Consider the following 16,010-nt stretch of genomic DNA (forward strand, 5'->3'; position numbering starts at 1 on the left):
GCCCCGCGTGGGATGGGGTGGTGGTGTGCGGCACGGAGTGCGGCGAGCCCTGATGTGATGGGCCGGTGGCGGAAGGGCTCGTGTGCGAGGGGCCGGGGTAAGGGGAACCGGCGTGGGAGGGGCCGTAGGAGGAAGGGCGCGGGCTTTCGGGTCCGCGTCCGCTGGAGACGCTGGAACCGAGGTCGCCACGGCTGCCGGGAGTGCCGCTCCAGCCGCCTCCGCCGCCGGGCCTGGCACCGGGAGGCGAACCGGCGCCGGGCGAGCTGCCGGGGGAGTTGCCGCCGGGGGCGTGACCTGGCGTCGGAGTGGGGGTACCGCCCTGCGGAGTGGTGTTCGGCGGAGCCGACGTGTGCGGCTGGTCGGCGCGCGGGGGAGTCGGGGGTGCCGCTGCGGTGGCGGAGTGGGTCTGGTCCACCCGCGACGGACTCGGGGAAGGGCCTGGGGACGTGCTCGGCGAAGGCGAACCGGTGTTGCCGCTGTGCGGGGTCGGTGAGCCGCCACCGCTGTGCGGGCTGGGCTGTCCCATCGGCCCGCCGCGTTGTTCGCCCAGAGGGGCGCGGCCGGGTGAGGTGGGGTCGGGCGTGCTGCGCGGCGGTGGGGTGTCGGTGTCCGGGCCGCCGGGGGTGTTGCCGGGGCCGGATCTGCCGCTGGGGGTGTGGTCGGCTTCCGGTGTGCGTCCGGTGCGGGGCGGGCCGCTCGTCTCTGGTGCGGCGGGGGTGGTGGCCGAAGTGGTGGTGCTGCCGCTGCCGGGCCGGTCCGCCGAGGACGGCGTGGAGCCGGGCGCGTCGCGGTCACCGGGGGAACTGCCGGACGGGGAGCTGCTCGATGGGGAGTTGCTGGATGGGGAGTTGCTGGATGGGGTGCTGCTGGATGGGGTGCTGCTGGATGGGGTGCTGCTGGATGGGGTGCTGCTGGTTGGACCGTTGTCGGAACCGCTGGGTGAGCCGCTGTCGGAGCCGCCGCGCGAGCCGGAGGGGGTGTCGATGTCGGCGCGGCCGGTCTGCAGGAACCCGCCGTGCCTGACGCTGCTGGGGCTGAGCACGTCCAGGCCGGTGGCCTTGCCCGCGAGCTTGCCCACCACCTTCATGACCTTCTCGAAGACCTCGACCAGGCGCTTGAGCAGCGGCGAGACCTTCTTGATGGTGTTGAGCAGGTCTTGGATGAGCTTGGCGATCCTGGTCGCCCACTTCGAGATCGCGGTCACCGCCTGGGCGACGATCACCGGCGTGCCGAACCCCAGGGTGAACACCGCTTCCAGCACCCAGGCGATCAGCTTGCCCACCAGGTCGGCGATCAGGTCGCGCACCATCTCGCGCACGAACCCCACGACCATGCCCATCAGCCCGACCACGGTGCCCACCGACCCGGCCGCCGAGGCCGCCCCGGCCAGCGCGTCGCCGTGCACCTTGGAGTTGGCGGCGTACTGCTCGGCCGCCGCGCCGGTCCACCCCTCGGTGCCGGACTTGACCGCCGCAGCGTAGTCCTCGGCGATCTTGCCCAGCTCGGTGGCCACGTTGTTCCACGTGGTCGAGTAGGACTCGATCACCGGCGGGTCGCCCGCCAAGGAGTCCAGCATCTCCTTGAGCGGCTGCATGTGCTCCATCAGGAACGACGCCGCCGAGGACAGCAGCGTGCCGAACGGGTCGACCGCCATCGCGGCGGCGTCCGCGGCCAGGCCGACCATGCCCAGCCCGGCCTCGACCCAGTTGCCGTCCTTGATGCCGTTGAAGGTGTCCATCGCCGACTCGGCGATGGAGATCCCCGTGGCCCAGCCGTTGTCCCCGGTGCCTGCGGTGAAGAACGAGCCGGACTCCGCGGGCGGGGCGGCCACCAGGTCGTTCTCCGGCGGCATCACTCACCGCCCTTGAAGCTGTCCCGGATGGACTCCTCCATCTCCCGGTACTGGCGCACGGTGTCCTGGACCGCCTTGCCCGCGGCCTCCATCGCCTCCACGGCGCCGCCCAGCGCGTCCAGGCCCCACTGCTCCACCGGGTCCAGCATCATCCGGAACGGCTGGCAGATGATGCCGTAGGCGTCGGTGGGCATGCTCACCGTCCTGGCCGCGTCCACGGCGCCCTGCAAGCGGGAGCTCAGGTCGGCCAACTGCTTGCCGTGCGCCTCCAGCGTCTCGGCGACGATCTCGAAACCAGCCACGTCATCCCCCGGAAGTCCTGTCAGGACAAGAACGATTGCCCGCCGAAGTCGTCGTCGTCATCGTGCCCGCGCGGCCTGGGCGGCGGGCGGCGCGTGGTCGGCGGTGGCGGCGGGGCGGGGTGGTCGTCCTCGATGCCGAACCGCAGCTCCCGGTTGACCGGCGGCGGCTCCTCCTCGGCGGGTGGCGCGGGGAAGTTCCGCTTCGCCTCGTCGAACAGCACGTTGGCCGTCTCGTCCCGGGTGCCGATGGTCTCCACCATCGCCTGCCGCAGCAGCTCCGGGATGCGGGACTGGGCCTTTTGCAGCGTCCGCATCACCTCGGCGGAGACCTCGGCCATCCGCTTGTCGCGGGCTGACTCGGCGATCTCCAGGTGGGTCAGGATGCCGTTGGAGCCGATGGTGAGCCGGATCGCGCCGTCCCTGGACGCCTCGGTGATGGTCATGCCCCGCACGCGCGCCGCCATGTCCTGGTAGCGCTCGGCCTTCTGCTGGATGCTCTGCTGCCACTGCTGGAGCATCCGCTCGGACCCGGCGATGTCCTCGGGCACGACGTCCTCACCCCCCTGATGACCGGTTCGTGCTCGTGAGGATGACGCAGCGGGGACGGGCCCGGTTCCGCACTCCGGTCAAATGCTCCGATCGGAGCAGCGCGGAACCGGGCCGCCCGGCTCAGCGCACGCCGAGCAGGTCCACCACGAAGACCAGCGTCTCGCCCGGCTTGATCACGCCGCCCGCGCCGCGGTCGCCGTAGCCCAGGTGCGGCGGGATGACCAGCTTGCGCCTGCCGCCGACCTTCATGCCCACCACGCCGCGGTCCCAGCCCGCGATGACGCGGCCACCGCCGAGCGGGAAGCTGAACGCCTCCCCGCGGTCCCAGGACGCGTCGAACTGCTTGCCCGTCGAGTGCGCCACCCCGACGTAGTGCACGTCGACGAACTGGCCGGGCGCCGCCTCGGGCCCGTCGCCGACGACCAGGTCCTCCACCACCAGGTCGGTGGGCGCGGGCCCCTGGTGCGGCTCGACCTCGGGCTTGCTCAGGGCCATCACAACACTCCTCACGCGTCTGCAACGGGTCGAGGGGAGTCAACCACGTCCCCGTCAAGACGGCCGAATGGCCTACGACCACTGGATCTTGTGCGCGCCGTGGTGGCTCTGTTGCGCTGTGCACACCCCCTCGCCGGGGTGGACAACCGAAGGAGATGATCATGGCGGAAACCCTGCGCCGCCTGCGGTCGTGGCTGGTGGTGCTCGGGGCCGCGCTGCTGCTGCCCGTCTCGGGCATCAGCGCGGCCTCGGCCCAGCCGACCACCGACAGCGGCGTCAGCCCGATGATCGTGGGCGGCACGCGCGCCAGCACCAGCCAGTACCCGTGGGTGGTCTACCTGGCCACCTCCAGCGGCTCGCAGTACTGCGGCGGAACCCTGGTCGCCCCGAACAAGGTCGTCACCGCCGCCCACTGCACCGTGGGCGACTCGGCCTCGGCCGTGCGCGTGGTCGCGGGCCGCGACGACAAGAACTCCACCGCGGGCGTGGTCGCGCGGGTGAACAAGATCTGGATCCACCCGAGCTACCGGACCGCGACCCAGGGCTACGACGTGTCGGTGCTCACGCTGGACCGCAACCTCAACTACGCCACCCTGCCGTTCGCCACCTCCGCCGACACCGGCCTGTACGCGGCGGGCACGTCCGCCACCATCCTGGGCTGGGGCACCACCTCCTCGGGCGGCTCGGCCTCGCGCTACCTGCTCAAGGCGAGCGTGCCGGTGGTCAGCAGCACCTCGTGCACCAGCTCCTACGGCACGAGCTACAAGTCCGCGCACATGGTGTGCGCCGGGTACACCCAGGGCGGCACCGACACCTGCCAGGGCGACTCGGGCGGTCCGCTGGTCGCGGGCGGCAAGCTGATCGGCATCACCTCGTGGGGCCAGGGCTGCGCGTCGGCGGGCTACCCCGGCGTCTACGCGCGGGTCTCGGCCTACGCGACCGAGATCCAGGCGCAGATCAACGCCTGACCGACCCCTGCCGCGCGCCGGGGGAGCACCGTGCTCCCCCGGCGCGCAACGTTTCCGGCTCCGTGCGGCGTCCACTCAGGACCGCGACTACGAGCCGAGCCAGGCGGGCGCGCGGACGCCCTTCAGCCGATCTCGGACTCGGTGAGCAGGCGGTGCGCCAGCACCGTGCCGCCCGCCATCGCCGCGGGCATCACCACCAGCGCCGCGAGCGGGATCAGGCACAGCAGGTACGCGGGCACGGCGAAGCCCAGCGTCAGCGCCCGGCGGCGGCGCAGCACCCGCCGCCGCACGTCCAGCGGCAACCCGCGCCGGGTGAACGGGATGCCGGTCAGCTCGACGGCCAGCAGGGAGGCGTTGACGCACACCGCGAGCACCGGCACCACGGTCTGCCCGATCAGCGGGATGAACCCGGCCAGGAACAGCGGGAACGCGCACAGCAGCGCCAGACCCACCAGCAGCACCGCGTCGCGGGCGCCCACCGACGCCGACCGCCACCAGCTCACCCGCTCGGCCTCCGGCACACCGCCCAGCTCGGTGTCCTCGATGGTCTCGGCGATGTGCTCGTAGAAGGGGCCGCCCACCACCAGCGTGATCGCGGTGAACAGCAGCAGCCCCACCGCCAGGTAGGCGCCGAGGATGGACACCGCCGCCAGGAACCGCACCGCGGAGCGCAGCGGCGGATCCCACAGCTCGGCGAACGGGGTGACCCACACGGCCAGGTCGTCGACCCAGTAGCCCAGCGCCACCACGCTGCCGATCAGCAGCGCGGTCGTGACCACCGCCGGGACGGCGCCGATCAGCAGCAGCCGCGGCCTGCTGAAGACCAGGCCGAAGCCCCTGGCGAACAAGGCGATACCCGCGGTGAAGTCCCGAATCACCGGCGGAGCATACCCAGCGCGGCACCGGTCCGACGTCGAGCGGCCGCGTCCCCTCGGCGGGGAACGCGGCCACCACGTCTGCTCCGGCGGGAGGCGTTAGCGCCGCCTGCGGAAGGCGAAGGAACGCGCGCCCGCCCCGACGCCCGCCAGGTGCAGCGCGACGCACAGCAGACCCGCCAGCATGAGCGTGCCGCCGTTGACGACCGCGCCGAGCGAGGCGTCGGCGAGGTCGAGCAGGAGGGCCAACCCGAAGATGACCGCTGCGATGATCGCGAACACAGGAGCCTCCTAGGGAGTAGGTGACCTCCTGTTACCCGGCCGCTCAGTCCCCGAAGCGGGCATTCGGCCCAATTTCCAGGCCGAGGTAGGTCAGCGGGCCCGCGTTCGGCACGGCCAGCTCGTGGAAGCCCAGCCGGTCGTAGAAGGCGCGCGCCCCGGTGTTGACGCTGAGCATCCCCAGGTGCACACCGGGCACGCCCTTGTCCCGCAACGCGGTGAGGAACGCGTTCATCAGGGCCCGGCCGTGACCGGAGCGCTGGTGCTCGGGCAGCAGGTCGATGTGCAGGTGCGCCGGGTAAGCGGCCAGCTCCGGCACCACCATCCGCGCCGGGTCGTGCAGCAGCCCGATCATCACCTCGCTCGGCGAGGTGGGCTCGCCGGTCGGCGGCGGGTACCGGTCGGACACCCTGGGCAGCCACTGGTCCCGGAACGCCTTGACGAACGCCGCGGTGTCCGCGGTGCCCAGGACGTAGCCCACCGCCCGCTCGCCGTCGTCGGCGACGAACGCCAGATCCGGCTCCAGGTAGGTGTACGGCCACGCGAAGATGCTGGGCATCAGCCGGTGGTCCGGGTAGATGTGCCGGGAGTCGCCACCCGCGTCGGCGGTGCGGACGCAGATCTCGCCCACCGCCTCGTGATCGCTGTCCCGGTACGGCCTGATCCGCACGGCTACCCCCTCCTCAGCCGGGGAACCCCGGTCGACCCCCCGGAAACCCACGCCACCAGCCCCGCCACGTCCACGCCGTGCGGCGGGTCCTCGCGGTAGGGCTCGATGTTGCGCGCGCCGCGGCTGAGCAGCGCGTCGGCACCCCTGGGGTTGCCGCGCGCGACGTGGGTCAGCCCCACGGCCAGCTGCGCCAGGCCGCGCCACAGCTCGCGCTCCGGCTCGGGGGCCGCCTTCCAGGCATCCTCCAGCACCTCGTGCGCGTGGAACGGCTTGCCCTCGTCGAGCAGCCGCTGCGCCTCGGCGAGCGCTTCGGCCGGTGCGCGCGGCACGCCCTCGGGCTGGCGCTCGACACCGGCAGCGCCGTAGGGCAGGGGGCGGCCGAGGCCGTCGCGCGGGCGCGCGTTGCGGGCGCGACCGGCCTCGTCGCGGTCTCGCGGGCTGTCCTCCACGGTGTGATCGTGTCACGGAGGACAGCCCGGCGCACCGCCGCTGTCGATCACGTCGTTGATCAGCGCCGTTGATCAGCGCTTGAGCGGGGCGGCGAACCGCAGGTGGTTGCCGGACGGGTCGCGGAACGCGCAGTCCCGCACCCCGTAGGGCTGCTCGACCGGCTCCTGCATGACCTCGGCCCCGCTCGCGCGGGCCTTCTCGAAGAACGCGTCGCAGTCGTCCACGGCGAAGATCACCGCGCTGAGCGAGCCCTTGGCCAGCAGGTTCCCCAACGCCTCCGCGTCGGCGGGGGCGCGGCCCACCGTGACGTCCTCCAGCACGATCTGCACGTCGGGCTGGTCGGCGGGACCGAGGCTGAGCCAGCGGTAGCCGTTGTCCATGGTCACGTCGACGCAGGGCACGAGGCCGACCACGTCGCGGTAGAAGGCCAGTGCCTCGTCCTGGTCGTGGACCTGGATGATGGTGTGCGACAACTTGATGGTCATGCCGCCGACGGTAGGGGCGGCGCTCAGGAGCCCGCTTCTCGAAATCTGCTCGGTCTGGTGGCGACCTTGGCGCAGCAGGCGGGCACCACCGCGACGTCGTCGTGGTAGCGCGCCCGGTAAGCGCTGGGCGGCTCCCCCACCAGTTCGGTGAAGCGCGAGCTGAACGAGCCCAGCGAGGTGCAGCCGACCGCCAGGCAGACCTCGGTGACGGTGAGGTCGCCCCGGCGCAGCAACGCCTTCGCGCGCTCGATGCGCCGGGTCATCAGGTAGTTGTACGGCGTCTCGCCGTAGGCGGCCTTGAACTGGCGGGCGAAGTGCGATGGCGACATCAGCGCGGTCCGGGCCATGGCGGGCACGTCCAACGGCCTGGCGTACTCCCGGTCCATCAGGTCGCGGGCCCGCCGCAGGTGGGCCAGCTCCTCGCGCGTCACCACGGGATCATGGCACACGGGCGGTCATTCGCACGCCCGATTCCGCCGGGTGCGGCAGAATCCCCGTCCGCGCGCGGACGAGCGGCACGGGGGCTGATGACCATGCTGGTGGAGCTCGCGATCGGCGACGCGTACGGCGCGGGCTTCGAGTACGCGCCCGCGTCGCTCATCGCCGAGCGCAACACCCTGACGGGCTATGTCCAGCACCCGAGGCACCTGGGCATCCGGCCCGGCGCGTACACCGACGACACCCAGATGACCCTCGCCCTCGCCGAGCTGCTCGTCAACGGCGGGCCGTGGACGCCCTCGGCCATCGCCGACCGGTTCGTCGAGGCGTTCCACCGCGACCCGCGCGAAGGGTACGCGCGCGGGTTCCAGGCGTTCCTGGCGCAGGTGCGCACCGGTGAGGAGTTCCTCGCCCGCATCCGCCCCGACAGCGACAAGAGCGGCGCGGCGATGCGCTCCGGCCCGCTGGGCCTGCTGCCGACCGTGCCGGACGTCCTGCACCACACCTCGGTGCAGGCACGCCTCACCCACGACACCCCCTCCGGCGTCGCCGCGGCCCAGGCGGCGGCCCTGGCCGTGCACTACTGCCACCACGAACTCGGTCCGCTGGACGGGATCGGGCGCTGGATCGACCGGCAGCTCGACTCCGCCACGTGGGCGCGGCCGTGGCGCGGCAAGGTCGGCCCCAAGGGCGAGATGAGCGTCCGCGCGGCACTGACCGCGTTGTCCGCCAACGACACCCTCAGCGGCTTGCTGCGCGACTGCGTCGCGTTCACCGGCGACGTCGACACCGTGGCGACCGTGGCCATGGCCGCGGCCTCACGGTCGCCACTGGTGCGCGCGGACCTGCCCGAGGTGCTGTTCACCGACTTGGAGAACGGCCCCTACGGCCGCGACCACCTGGCACGCCTGGACGCCCGGCTGCTCGCGGGCTGATCGCCCAGGCACGGCCCGCGCACGGCCCGCGCCGCTATTCGGTTCTCATCCGGTAGTGCGCCTCCAGTTCCTCGGTCCTGTCCTGCGGCCACGGGCAGCGGATCTCGCCGAACAGCGCGGCGAAGAACAACTCCAGGTGCACGTGCCAGGCGGCCAGCGCGGTGGGCACCGCCGCCCGGTCGGACACCTCGTGGGTCAGCACGACCGTCGTGCCCCGCTCCGGGTCGTGCTCGAACTCCCACCGCACCCGGCCCCGCGGCGAGTCGAACTCCAGCAGCCGCGGCGCTTCCACGGCCGTGACCGGTCCCGGTTCCACGTGCGGGTTGGCCGCCCGCGCAGGCGGTGGACCGCCGACCTCGGGCCGCGCGCCCTCGGTGAGCAGCGCCCACAGCTCGTCCGGCGACCGCCACATCAGGTCGCGGGCGAAGCGCACCCGCGCGCCCTCGGCCTCGCCCTGGTCCAGGCCGAACTCGCGGACCCACCGCTCCAGCAGCGGCAGCCAGTCGGTCGTCGGCGTGTGCGGTCGGTCCGCCAGCCGGTCGTCCAACGCGTCCAGGCAGGTGGCCCAGCCCGCCGCGTTGCGCGCCGCGCCCAGCGGTCCGGCACCGATCACCTGCGTGAACACCAGCAGGCAGCCCTCGTCGCACGGCAGCAGCTCGAACCGCAGGACGTCCTCGTTCCAGCGGAACGCGAACACCCTGGGCGGATCGGATTCCAGCACCTCGCCGGACCCGGTCGGCCCGCCTTCGGGGAAGGTGAACCGCATGGTCACCCCGTCGACCTCCACGGTCGCCGGGAACCAGTGCGCCAGCTGCGCGGGCTCGCGGATCGCCCGCCACACCTTGGCGGGAGGGTGCGCCAGCAATCGCTCCACGCGCAGGACGGGCTTGCCTCCGATGGTCTCCAGTCGCGCGTCCATCAGTCGGCCATCTCGTCCAGGTGCCGCTCCAGGGCGTCGAAGCTGCTGTCCCACAGCTCGCGGTACGGGGCCAGCCAGGCGTCGATCTCCGCCAGCGGTTCGAGCCGCAGGCGGTACCACCGGCGCTGGGCGTCGCGCCGCACCTCCACCAGGCCGGCCTCGCGGAGCACCTTCAGGTGCTTGGAGACCGTGGGCTGGGCGAGGTTGAGCCCGTCGACCAGGTCGTTGACCGGGCGCTCACCCCCGCGCAGGACGTCGAGGATCTGCCTCCGGCTGGGGTCGGCCAGCACGGCGAACGTAGATGTCATATCGGCAATATAGCCACCTCCGTATGTACGGTGTCAACGGTGCCGGGCACGTGGATCGAGTCAGTTCGGCGAGGCGGGCGCGCGGCAGCGCCGGTCGGGCAGGTGCGGCCGGAACCGGTCGGCAAGCCGCGCCGGGCTCGGCCCGAAGTCGCGCGAATCGCTGAACCCGCCGTGCGGCAGGACCAGCGGATCGCCCTCTCCGATGGCCGTGTGCCGGGTGCGCACGCCGCTGACGGTGGTGTAGCCGGACATCGGGACCTCCTTGATCGGGTGCTCGGGTCAAGGTCTACGGCAGAGGTCCGACAGAAACCGGGGCGGATCGAACAGCGGACCCGGTTGTTCACCCGGAAAGGTGATCACCTGCCGTCCGGACCGGTGGGTTCAGCCGGTGGGGCCGCCCCGTCCGCCCGTCGGGGACGGGCGACGGCGCGACCGCACGCCCGACCACAGCGGCTCGCCGAGGTAGTGGTGGTGAAGAGGTAAGCTGCGCAACAGGTTCCTCGAACCCCTGAGGGCCTGCCCATCGGCGGCACGACCGCGAGCCCCTCCCCGTAGCGATTCGAGGACTCCCGTGCCGCGTTCCCTCTCCGTCACCAGCTCCCCCGTGCGCGACCTGCTCGCACTCACCGCCCGACCCGAGGTGATCTCGTTCGCGGGCGGCCTGCCCGCGCCCGAGCTGTTCGACCTCGACGGCCTGCGCGCCGCGTTCGACCAGGCCCTGTCCCGCCGCGCCCTGCAGTACGCGCCCACCGAGGGCGACCCCGACCTGCGCGCCCTGGTGGCCGCGCGGATGACCGCGCGCGGTCTGCCCACCGACGCCGCGGACCTGCTGATCACCACCGGCTCGCAGCAGGCGCTGAGCCTGGTGGTCACCGCCCTGCTGGAACCGGGCGCGGTGGTCGCCGTGGAGGAGCCGACCTACCTGGCCGCTCTGCAGTGCTTCCAGCTCGCGGGCGCGCGCGTCGTCCCCGTGGCGGGCGACGAGCACGGCGTGGACCCGGCGGCGCTGGCCGAGGTCGTCCAGCGGCACCGGCCCGAGCTGCTCTACCTGGTGCCGACCTTCGCCAACCCGACCGGCCGCACGCTCGCCGAGGCCAGGCGCGCCGAGGTCGCGCGGCTGGCCGAGCGGCACGGCCTGTGGGTCGTGGAGGACGACCCGTACAGCGAGCTGCGCTACCGCGGCACGCCCGTGGCCCCGCTGGCCGCGAGCAGCGAACGCGTGCTGCACCTGGGCAGCTTCTCCAAGGTCGGCGCTCCGGGGCTGCGCCTGGGCTGGCTGCGCGCCCCCGCGACCCTCCTGCGGACCCTGGTGGTCGTCAAGCAGGCGGCCGACCTGCACACCTCCGCCACCGACCAGGCCGCCGCCGCCGCGTACCTGGCGGCCAACGACCTGTCCGCGCACGTCGAACGGCTGTGCGCGGCGTACCGGGCGCGTCGTGACGCGATGATCGAGGCGCTGCCGTCAGCGCTGCCCGAGGGCGCGCGGTGGACCGACCCGGACGGCGGCATGTTCGTGTGGGTGCGTCTGCCCGGCGAGGTCGACACGCAGGCGTTGCTGCCCAAGGCGTTGGCGCGGGACGTGGCGTTCGTGCCCGGAGCGCCCTTCCACGCCGTGAACCCCGACCGCGCGACGCTGCGGCTGTCGTTCACCACCAACACGGTGCAGGACATCGCGGAAGGGGTGCGCCGCTTGGGGCTCGCGCTGAGCTGATCGGCGCACGGGGCGGGCAGTGGTGCTCGGGCCCGCTCGGCGGGCGAGGATGTCCGCGTGAAGCGGACACGAGCGGTGCACCACCTGCGGGAGTTGGCGGCCAAGTGCGACGAGATGAGCAGGGCGTCGTCCTCGATCTTCCGGCTGCGGGTGGTCCAGCTGTGGGCGGTGGGCGAGGTCCTGGGCTCGACGGAAGAACTGGACTGGGTGAAGGTCGCGCTGGTGGTCGACCTGCCCGTGGACGAGGTGCCCTGGTTGGGCAAGCCCGCCGGGGCGGACCACTGGGCGCAGGCGACGCGCTTGGACAAGAACCCGATCTCGCCCCTGTGGCGGTCGGCGCGCGCTCCCGTGTGGAATCACCGCGTCGAACGGCCCGCCCTGGTCTGGGACGTGGAGAACGGCGTGGCCGAGCAGACGCTGACCGCTCTGGCCCAAGGGCGCGGTGACAGCGTCCGCACCCCCGCGCCGAGCGCGGAGGAACTGCGCGAGCGCTTGGGCGAGGAGTTGGCGGTGAGCCTGCGGGCCCTGCGCCACTGGACCGGTGTGTACGAGGAGAAGCGCTGGGCGCCGGGGAAGCTGACGCCCATCTCCGACGCGATGTGGAGCGCGGGCGCGGGCTACGTGGACGTGTGGGACGCGTTGGCCGATCCGGGGAACTAGGCGCGCTCGCCGCCCGGCCGAGGCTAACGGGACGGCGCGCGGACGCGATGGAAGGCGCGGACCCCCTTTGGCGAACGCGGTACTGGAGCGACCGGATGGCTGATCGAGCGCCGTTAGGCGGGCCGGACGAGATGCCGGGGCACCGCGCCGTGAGCAATGAGCTCGACGGTGACGTGCACGGTGTTTCAGTGCAGGCGGGCGCGGTGAGCGGTGGTGTCCACATCCACTTCGCGGGGCGTCCTCGACGTGCTCGGGGGCGACGCAGCGGCCCGACCGGCCGGGTGCCGGGCATCCTGTTCGGCTGGGTGGTGACGTCGTCGTCGCTGTTGATGACCGGGGGCCTCATCGCCTACTTCATCAACGTGTCGGTGGGGCGGGACAGCTTGCCCCCGACCCTCGCGGCCGACGCGGTTCTGCTCGCGCTGGTCGCGGCTTGCCTGTTCGCGCGGTGGCGGCGGCGCGGAGCGAGCCTGTCCTTCGCCGCCTACGCGAGTCGTTCGCTCCTGCGCTGCACGCCGCGAAGCGTGCGGGCGACCCCGACCCCCGTCCTCGGGCTGATCGCTGTCGTCGCCGGGGCGCTCGTGGTGGGCGCGCTCGCGGCGCCCGCGTCGACGCGGTCCGCCGTGCAGGGCCAGAACGGCGTGCTGCTCATCTTCGGGGCGCTGCTGTGCCTGGTGATCGGTCAACTCCTCCGCGCGAGGACGCGGCGCTGACGCTCTCACCGCAGGCACACCGCGCAGGGCCGCGCGGTGGGGTAGCGGCCTTCGAGTTCACGCCGGGTGCCGCAGATCTTGACCTGCTCCCCGATCCACGTGGTGCCGCGCGGGGGAGTGCCGCTGATCGTGCGGCAGTTGGCGCGGTGCAGCACCATCGCGCTCGGGTTCAGGCTGCGCTCGGCGTCGATGACGTGCTGGTCCGGGTTGGCCGCGATCCACCACTCGTAGGAACCGTTGTCCTCGTTGAACTCCAGCATGAACCGATGATCTCCCGCCCGTGGGCCCGAGGTCAGGCCCAACCGGCGGCGGCTCCAGCCCGGCGCACCTGGAAACGTGGTGGCGGTTCCGGCGCCTGAGTAGCCTGGCGCCGCGGGGGAGGTGCGGGTGGCGGAGATCAGGTTCGGCCTGCTGGGACAAGTCCAGGCGTGGCTGGGGCCCGACGAGGTCGACCTGGGGCACCAGAAGCAGCGGCACGTGCTCGCGGCGCTGCTGGTCGACGCGGACCGGGTGGTGCCCGTGGCGCGCGTCCTGGAGCGGGTCTGGGGCGAGGACGCCCCGCTCAGCGCGCAGACCACGTTGTACAGCTACCTGTCCCGGTTGCGCCGCGCCCTGTCGGCGTTCCCGGACCACGTGCTCATCGAGCGGCATCCCGGCGGTTACGCGGTGCGGGTCGACCCCGACCGGGTGGACGTGCACCGGTTTCGCAGGCTGGTCGCGCAAGCCAGGGCGGTCGACCACCCGGCGGGCGCGGCGGAGGTGCTGGAGCGGGCGCTGGAGCTGTGGCGGGGTGAGCCGTTCAGCGGGGCCGAGAGCGCCTGGTTCACCACGCACCGCAACACCCTGCAGCGCGAGCACGCCGCCGCCCGGCTCGCCCTGTGCGACTTGCTGCTGCGCTGCGGCCGCGACGCCGACGCGCTCGCCATCGCCTCGGCCCGCGCCGCCGAGGACCCGTTCGACGAGCGGGTCGCGGGTCAGGTGGTGCTCGCCCTGCACCGGCTTGGCCGCACGGCCGACGCGCTGGCCTGCTTCGACCGGACCCGCCGGGTGCTGGCCGACGAACTGGGGGTCGACCCAGGGGCCGCCCTGGTCGAGCTGCGCGAGCGCGTGCTGGCGGGCGACCCGGAGCTGCTGCGGGTCGAGGCGGGCGATCCCGGCGAAGGACCGGCCGAGACCATCACGTGGTCCGCGCCCGCGACGCTGCCACCGGACGTGCACGACTTCACCGACCGCGCCGGGCAGTCCGCGGCGCTGGTGGAGCGGTCGATCACCGGTGGCCGGGTCGTGGCGATCATCGGGATGGGCGGCATCGGCAAGACCTCGCTCGCCCGGCACGTCGCGAACCGGGTCGCCGACCGGTTCCCGGACGGCCAGCTGTGGGCCGACCTCGGCGACGCCGCCGCGGGGGACGTGCTCGCCCGGCTGCTGCGGGTGCTCGGCGTGCCGGACCGCGCCATCCCCGTCGACCACGCGGAACGAGGCGACCTCTACCGGACGCTGCTGCGCGGTCGGACGATGCTGGTCGTGCTGGACAACGCCACGACGCCGGGCCAGATCTACCCGCTGCTGCCGGGCACGGGGACGTGCGCGGTGCTGATCACCAGCCGCGCCAAGCCGACCGCCGCGGAAGGCGTCGAGTGGGTCGAGCTGGACGTGTTCACCACCGAGGAGGGCGTGGCGCTGCTGGCGAAGCTCGTGGGCGCGCAGCGCGTCGCGGCCGAACCCGCCGCCGCGGAGCGGATCGTCGCGCTGTGCGGCGGGCTGCCGCTCGCGGTGCGGATCGCCGGGGCACGACTGGCCGCGCGGCGCACCTGGCGGCTGGACCACCTGGTGGGGCAGCTCAGCGACGAGCGCCGCAGGCTCGACCGGCTCGCGATCGGCGACCTGGAGGTGCGCGCGTCCCTCGCGATGAGCTACGCGGGACTGAGCGGACCCGCCCGGCGGTTGTTGCGCCTGCTCGGGCTGGTCGAGGTGCCGGACTTCCCGCCGTGGGTGGTGGCGGTGCTGCTCGAACTGCCGCTCGACGAGGCGGTCGAGCACGCCGAGGAACTGGTCGACGCCCACCTGCTGACGGTGTCCGAGGTCGACCCGGTGGGGCAGTACCGGTACCGCTGCCACGACCTGGTCCGGCTGTTCGCGGTCGAGCGGGCCGAAGCCGAGGAGACGGCCGCCGACCGCGCCCGCGCCGTGGAACGGGCGCTCGGCGGCTGGCTGGCGCTCGCCGAGCGGCTGACCGAGTTCGTGCCCGGCCCCTGCTACGCGCGCATCAGCGGTGACGCCCACCGCCCGCCGGTGGGCGACCTGGTTCCCGACCTGTCACCCGAGTGGTCGGACACCTGGTTCGACGCGGAGCGGTCGGCGCTGCTCGCCGCCGTGCGCCAAGCCTGCCGCGCCCGCTTGGTCGACCTCGCCTTCGACCTCGCGGGCTGCCTGGAGAAGTACTTCGACCTGCGCGGCATGTACTCGGACTGGCTCGCGCTCAACCGGGAGGTGCTCGACGTGTGCGTCGAGCACGGCCACCGGCTGGGCGAGGCGGTGATGCGGCGCGGGCTGCTCGACGTCACGACCTGGATCGCGGACGGGCCGGGCAAGGCGATGGACCGGCTGCGCGTGGAAGCCCTCGCGCTGTGGGACCTGTTCGCCGAGCTGGGCCACGACGCGGGCGCGGCGGACGTGGCCGTGATGCACTCGTGGTCGCTGACGGCCGCGGGCAGGCACGCCGAGGCGATCGCCGTGGCGGAGACCGCGCTGGCACTGGCCGCCCGCGCCGACCACGTCGGCGGGTCGGCCCGAGCCGAGCTCGCGCTGGGCCTGGCGCACTTCGACAGCCGCGGGCTCACCACAGCCATCGAGCACGTCGAGCGCGGGCTCGTCCACGCGCGCCAACTGGGCAACCCGCGCTGGGAGGCCACGGCGCTGCAGTTCGCGGGCATCGGCTACGGGGAGGCGGGCCAGTTCGAGACCAGCAGGCGCATGCTGGACCGGTCGCTGGCCATCACCCGCGCCTACCGCGACTCCTACACCGAGGTGCTGACCCTGCTCGCGTCCGCGCGCCTGCACCTGCGGGTGGACCGCGACCGGGCGCACCGCGACGTGGAGCGCTCGCTGGCGCTGAGCCGCCGCCACCGGATGACCCACCACACGGCGCAAGGGCTGGAGCTGCTCGGGTTGCTGGCACTGGAGGAGAACCGGCCGCACGACGCCGTGGCGCACCTGGAGGAGTCCGTCACCCTGTGGCGCACCAGGGGGTGGCACTCCTACCACGCCGCCGCCCTGGAGTCGCTGGGGCGCGCGTACGAGCGGGTGGACCGGGTGGCCGCGCGGCGCGCGTTCGCCGAGGCACGAGAGGTGTACCTGCGCATCGGTGACACCGACCGCGCGGCCCGGATCGAGGCATGACC

At 73.2% G+C, this 16,010-nt stretch carries 20 protein-coding genes; 6 read left to right on the plus strand and 14 right to left on the minus strand.

All coding sequences use genetic code 11. From position 1 onward, the window contains the following. The 4 genes from IEZ00_RS11920 to IEZ00_RS11935 all read right to left on the minus strand — a co-directional run. Positions 1-1,852: WXG100 family type VII secretion target (locus tag IEZ00_RS11920; RefSeq protein WP_506347063.1), on the minus strand; the 1,852-nt coding region annotated here is incomplete at its 3' end. Then, positions 1,852-2,154, minus strand: a complete 303-nt coding sequence (locus IEZ00_RS11925; RefSeq protein ID WP_189223233.1) for a type VII secretion target — start codon at positions 2,152-2,154, stop codon at positions 1,852-1,854. The genes IEZ00_RS11920 and IEZ00_RS11925, both read right to left, overlap by 1 nt. A gap of 20 nt (positions 2,155-2,174) precedes the next feature. Continuing rightward, positions 2,175-2,702 carry a YbaB/EbfC family nucleoid-associated protein gene (locus IEZ00_RS11930; protein WP_189223234.1) on the minus strand — a complete coding sequence of 176 codons (528 nt, stop codon included), beginning with the start codon at positions 2,700-2,702 and terminating at the stop codon, positions 2,175-2,177. A 121-nt stretch (positions 2,703-2,823) separates the two neighbouring features. After that, positions 2,824-3,198 (minus strand): FKBP-type peptidyl-prolyl cis-trans isomerase, encoded by a 375-nt coding sequence (locus tag IEZ00_RS11935; RefSeq protein ID WP_276515706.1) that lies wholly within the window; start codon positions 3,196-3,198, stop codon positions 2,824-2,826. Positions 3,199-3,359: 161 nt separating this feature from the next. Between IEZ00_RS11935 and IEZ00_RS11940 the strand changes: the two genes are divergently transcribed. Further along, on the plus strand, positions 3,360-4,166 hold the full coding sequence (locus IEZ00_RS11940) for a S1 family peptidase (protein WP_189223236.1): 807 nt from the start codon (positions 3,360-3,362) through the stop codon (positions 4,164-4,166). Positions 4,167-4,288: 122 nt separating this feature from the next. On the opposite strand, the gene IEZ00_RS11945 is transcribed toward IEZ00_RS11940, so the two are convergent. The 6 genes from IEZ00_RS11945 to IEZ00_RS11970 all read right to left on the minus strand — a co-directional run bounded on the left by IEZ00_RS11945 (position 4,289) and on the right by IEZ00_RS11970 (position 7,356). Next, entirely contained in the window at positions 4,289-5,044 is a 756-nt protein-coding gene (locus IEZ00_RS11945) for an EI24 domain-containing protein (RefSeq protein ID WP_189223237.1), read from the minus strand. A 96-nt stretch (positions 5,045-5,140) separates the two neighbouring features. After that, complete coding sequence (locus tag IEZ00_RS11950; protein WP_189223238.1) at positions 5,141-5,323, minus strand: hypothetical protein; 183 nt, start codon at positions 5,321-5,323, stop codon at positions 5,141-5,143. 43 nt (positions 5,324-5,366) lie between these two features. Then, on the minus strand, positions 5,367-5,990 hold the full coding sequence (locus IEZ00_RS11955; RefSeq protein ID WP_189223239.1) for a GNAT family N-acetyltransferase: 624 nt from the start codon (positions 5,988-5,990) through the stop codon (positions 5,367-5,369). Between the two features lie 2 nt (positions 5,991-5,992). Beyond that, on the minus strand, positions 5,993-6,439 hold the full coding sequence (locus tag IEZ00_RS11960) for a DUF309 domain-containing protein (protein ID WP_189223240.1): 447 nt from the start codon (positions 6,437-6,439) through the stop codon (positions 5,993-5,995). A 72-nt stretch (positions 6,440-6,511) separates the two neighbouring features. Next, positions 6,512-6,925: a VOC family protein gene (locus IEZ00_RS11965; RefSeq protein WP_189223241.1), complete on the minus strand. Its 414-nt coding sequence runs from the start codon at positions 6,923-6,925 to the stop codon at positions 6,512-6,514. A gap of 23 nt (positions 6,926-6,948) precedes the next feature. Next, positions 6,949-7,356 carry a helix-turn-helix transcriptional regulator gene (locus tag IEZ00_RS11970; RefSeq protein ID WP_189223242.1) on the minus strand — a complete coding sequence of 136 codons (408 nt, stop codon included), beginning with the start codon at positions 7,354-7,356 and terminating at the stop codon, positions 6,949-6,951. A gap of 96 nt (positions 7,357-7,452) precedes the next feature. On the opposite strand from IEZ00_RS11970, the gene IEZ00_RS11975 reads away from it, so the two are divergent. Further along, the gene (locus IEZ00_RS11975) at positions 7,453-8,298 is read left to right on the plus strand and encodes an ADP-ribosylglycohydrolase family protein (RefSeq protein WP_229795462.1); all 846 of its coding nucleotides are present in this window, start codon (positions 7,453-7,455) and stop codon (positions 8,296-8,298) included. Positions 8,299-8,332: 34 nt separating this feature from the next. Here IEZ00_RS11975 and IEZ00_RS11980 read toward each other — a convergent pair whose 3' ends face one another. Genes IEZ00_RS11980 through IEZ00_RS11990 form a run of 3 tightly spaced genes read right to left on the minus strand, consistent with a single transcriptional unit; the run spans position 8,333 to position 9,777 of the window. Next, entirely contained in the window at positions 8,333-9,217 is an 885-nt protein-coding gene (locus IEZ00_RS11980) for an SRPBCC family protein (protein WP_189223243.1), read from the minus strand. After that, positions 9,217-9,525 carry an ArsR/SmtB family transcription factor gene (locus IEZ00_RS11985; protein ID WP_189223244.1) on the minus strand — a complete coding sequence of 103 codons (309 nt, stop codon included), beginning with the start codon at positions 9,523-9,525 and terminating at the stop codon, positions 9,217-9,219. The genes IEZ00_RS11980 and IEZ00_RS11985 overlap by 1 nt, the downstream gene beginning before the upstream one ends. Before the next feature lie 60 nt (positions 9,526-9,585). Next, positions 9,586-9,777 (minus strand): alpha/beta fold hydrolase, encoded by a 192-nt coding sequence (locus IEZ00_RS11990; RefSeq protein WP_189223245.1) that lies wholly within the window; start codon positions 9,775-9,777, stop codon positions 9,586-9,588. A gap of 319 nt (positions 9,778-10,096) precedes the next feature. Between IEZ00_RS11990 and IEZ00_RS11995 the strand changes: the two genes are divergently transcribed. The 3 genes from IEZ00_RS11995 (at position 10,097) to IEZ00_RS12005 (ending at position 12,609) form a co-directional block, all read left to right on the plus strand. Then, positions 10,097-11,236, plus strand: coding sequence for an aminotransferase-like domain-containing protein (locus IEZ00_RS11995; RefSeq protein WP_229795464.1), 1,140 nt, complete (start codon positions 10,097-10,099; stop codon positions 11,234-11,236). A 57-nt stretch (positions 11,237-11,293) separates the two neighbouring features. Then, the gene (locus tag IEZ00_RS12000; protein WP_189223246.1) at positions 11,294-11,896 is read left to right on the plus strand and encodes a DUF7711 family protein; all 603 of its coding nucleotides are present in this window, start codon (positions 11,294-11,296) and stop codon (positions 11,894-11,896) included. A 149-nt stretch (positions 11,897-12,045) separates the two neighbouring features. Further along, on the plus strand, positions 12,046-12,609 hold the full coding sequence (locus tag IEZ00_RS12005) for a hypothetical protein (protein ID WP_189223247.1): 564 nt from the start codon (positions 12,046-12,048) through the stop codon (positions 12,607-12,609). Between the two features lie 5 nt (positions 12,610-12,614). On the opposite strand, the gene IEZ00_RS12010 is transcribed toward IEZ00_RS12005, so the two are convergent. Further along, entirely contained in the window at positions 12,615-12,869 is a 255-nt protein-coding gene (locus tag IEZ00_RS12010) for a hypothetical protein (protein ID WP_189223248.1), read from the minus strand. Positions 12,870-12,996: 127 nt separating this feature from the next. Between IEZ00_RS12010 and IEZ00_RS12015 the strand changes: the two genes are divergently transcribed. After that, a complete protein-coding gene (locus IEZ00_RS12015; protein ID WP_189223249.1) occupies positions 12,997-16,008 on the plus strand; it encodes an AfsR/SARP family transcriptional regulator in 3,012 nt (1,003 codons plus the stop codon). Positions 16,009-16,010 lie beyond the last annotated feature (2 nt).

This window comes from Saccharothrix coeruleofusca (genome assembly GCF_014648515.1).
In the GTDB taxonomy this organism is placed as follows: domain Bacteria; phylum Actinomycetota; class Actinomycetes; order Mycobacteriales; family Pseudonocardiaceae; genus Actinosynnema; species Actinosynnema coeruleofuscum.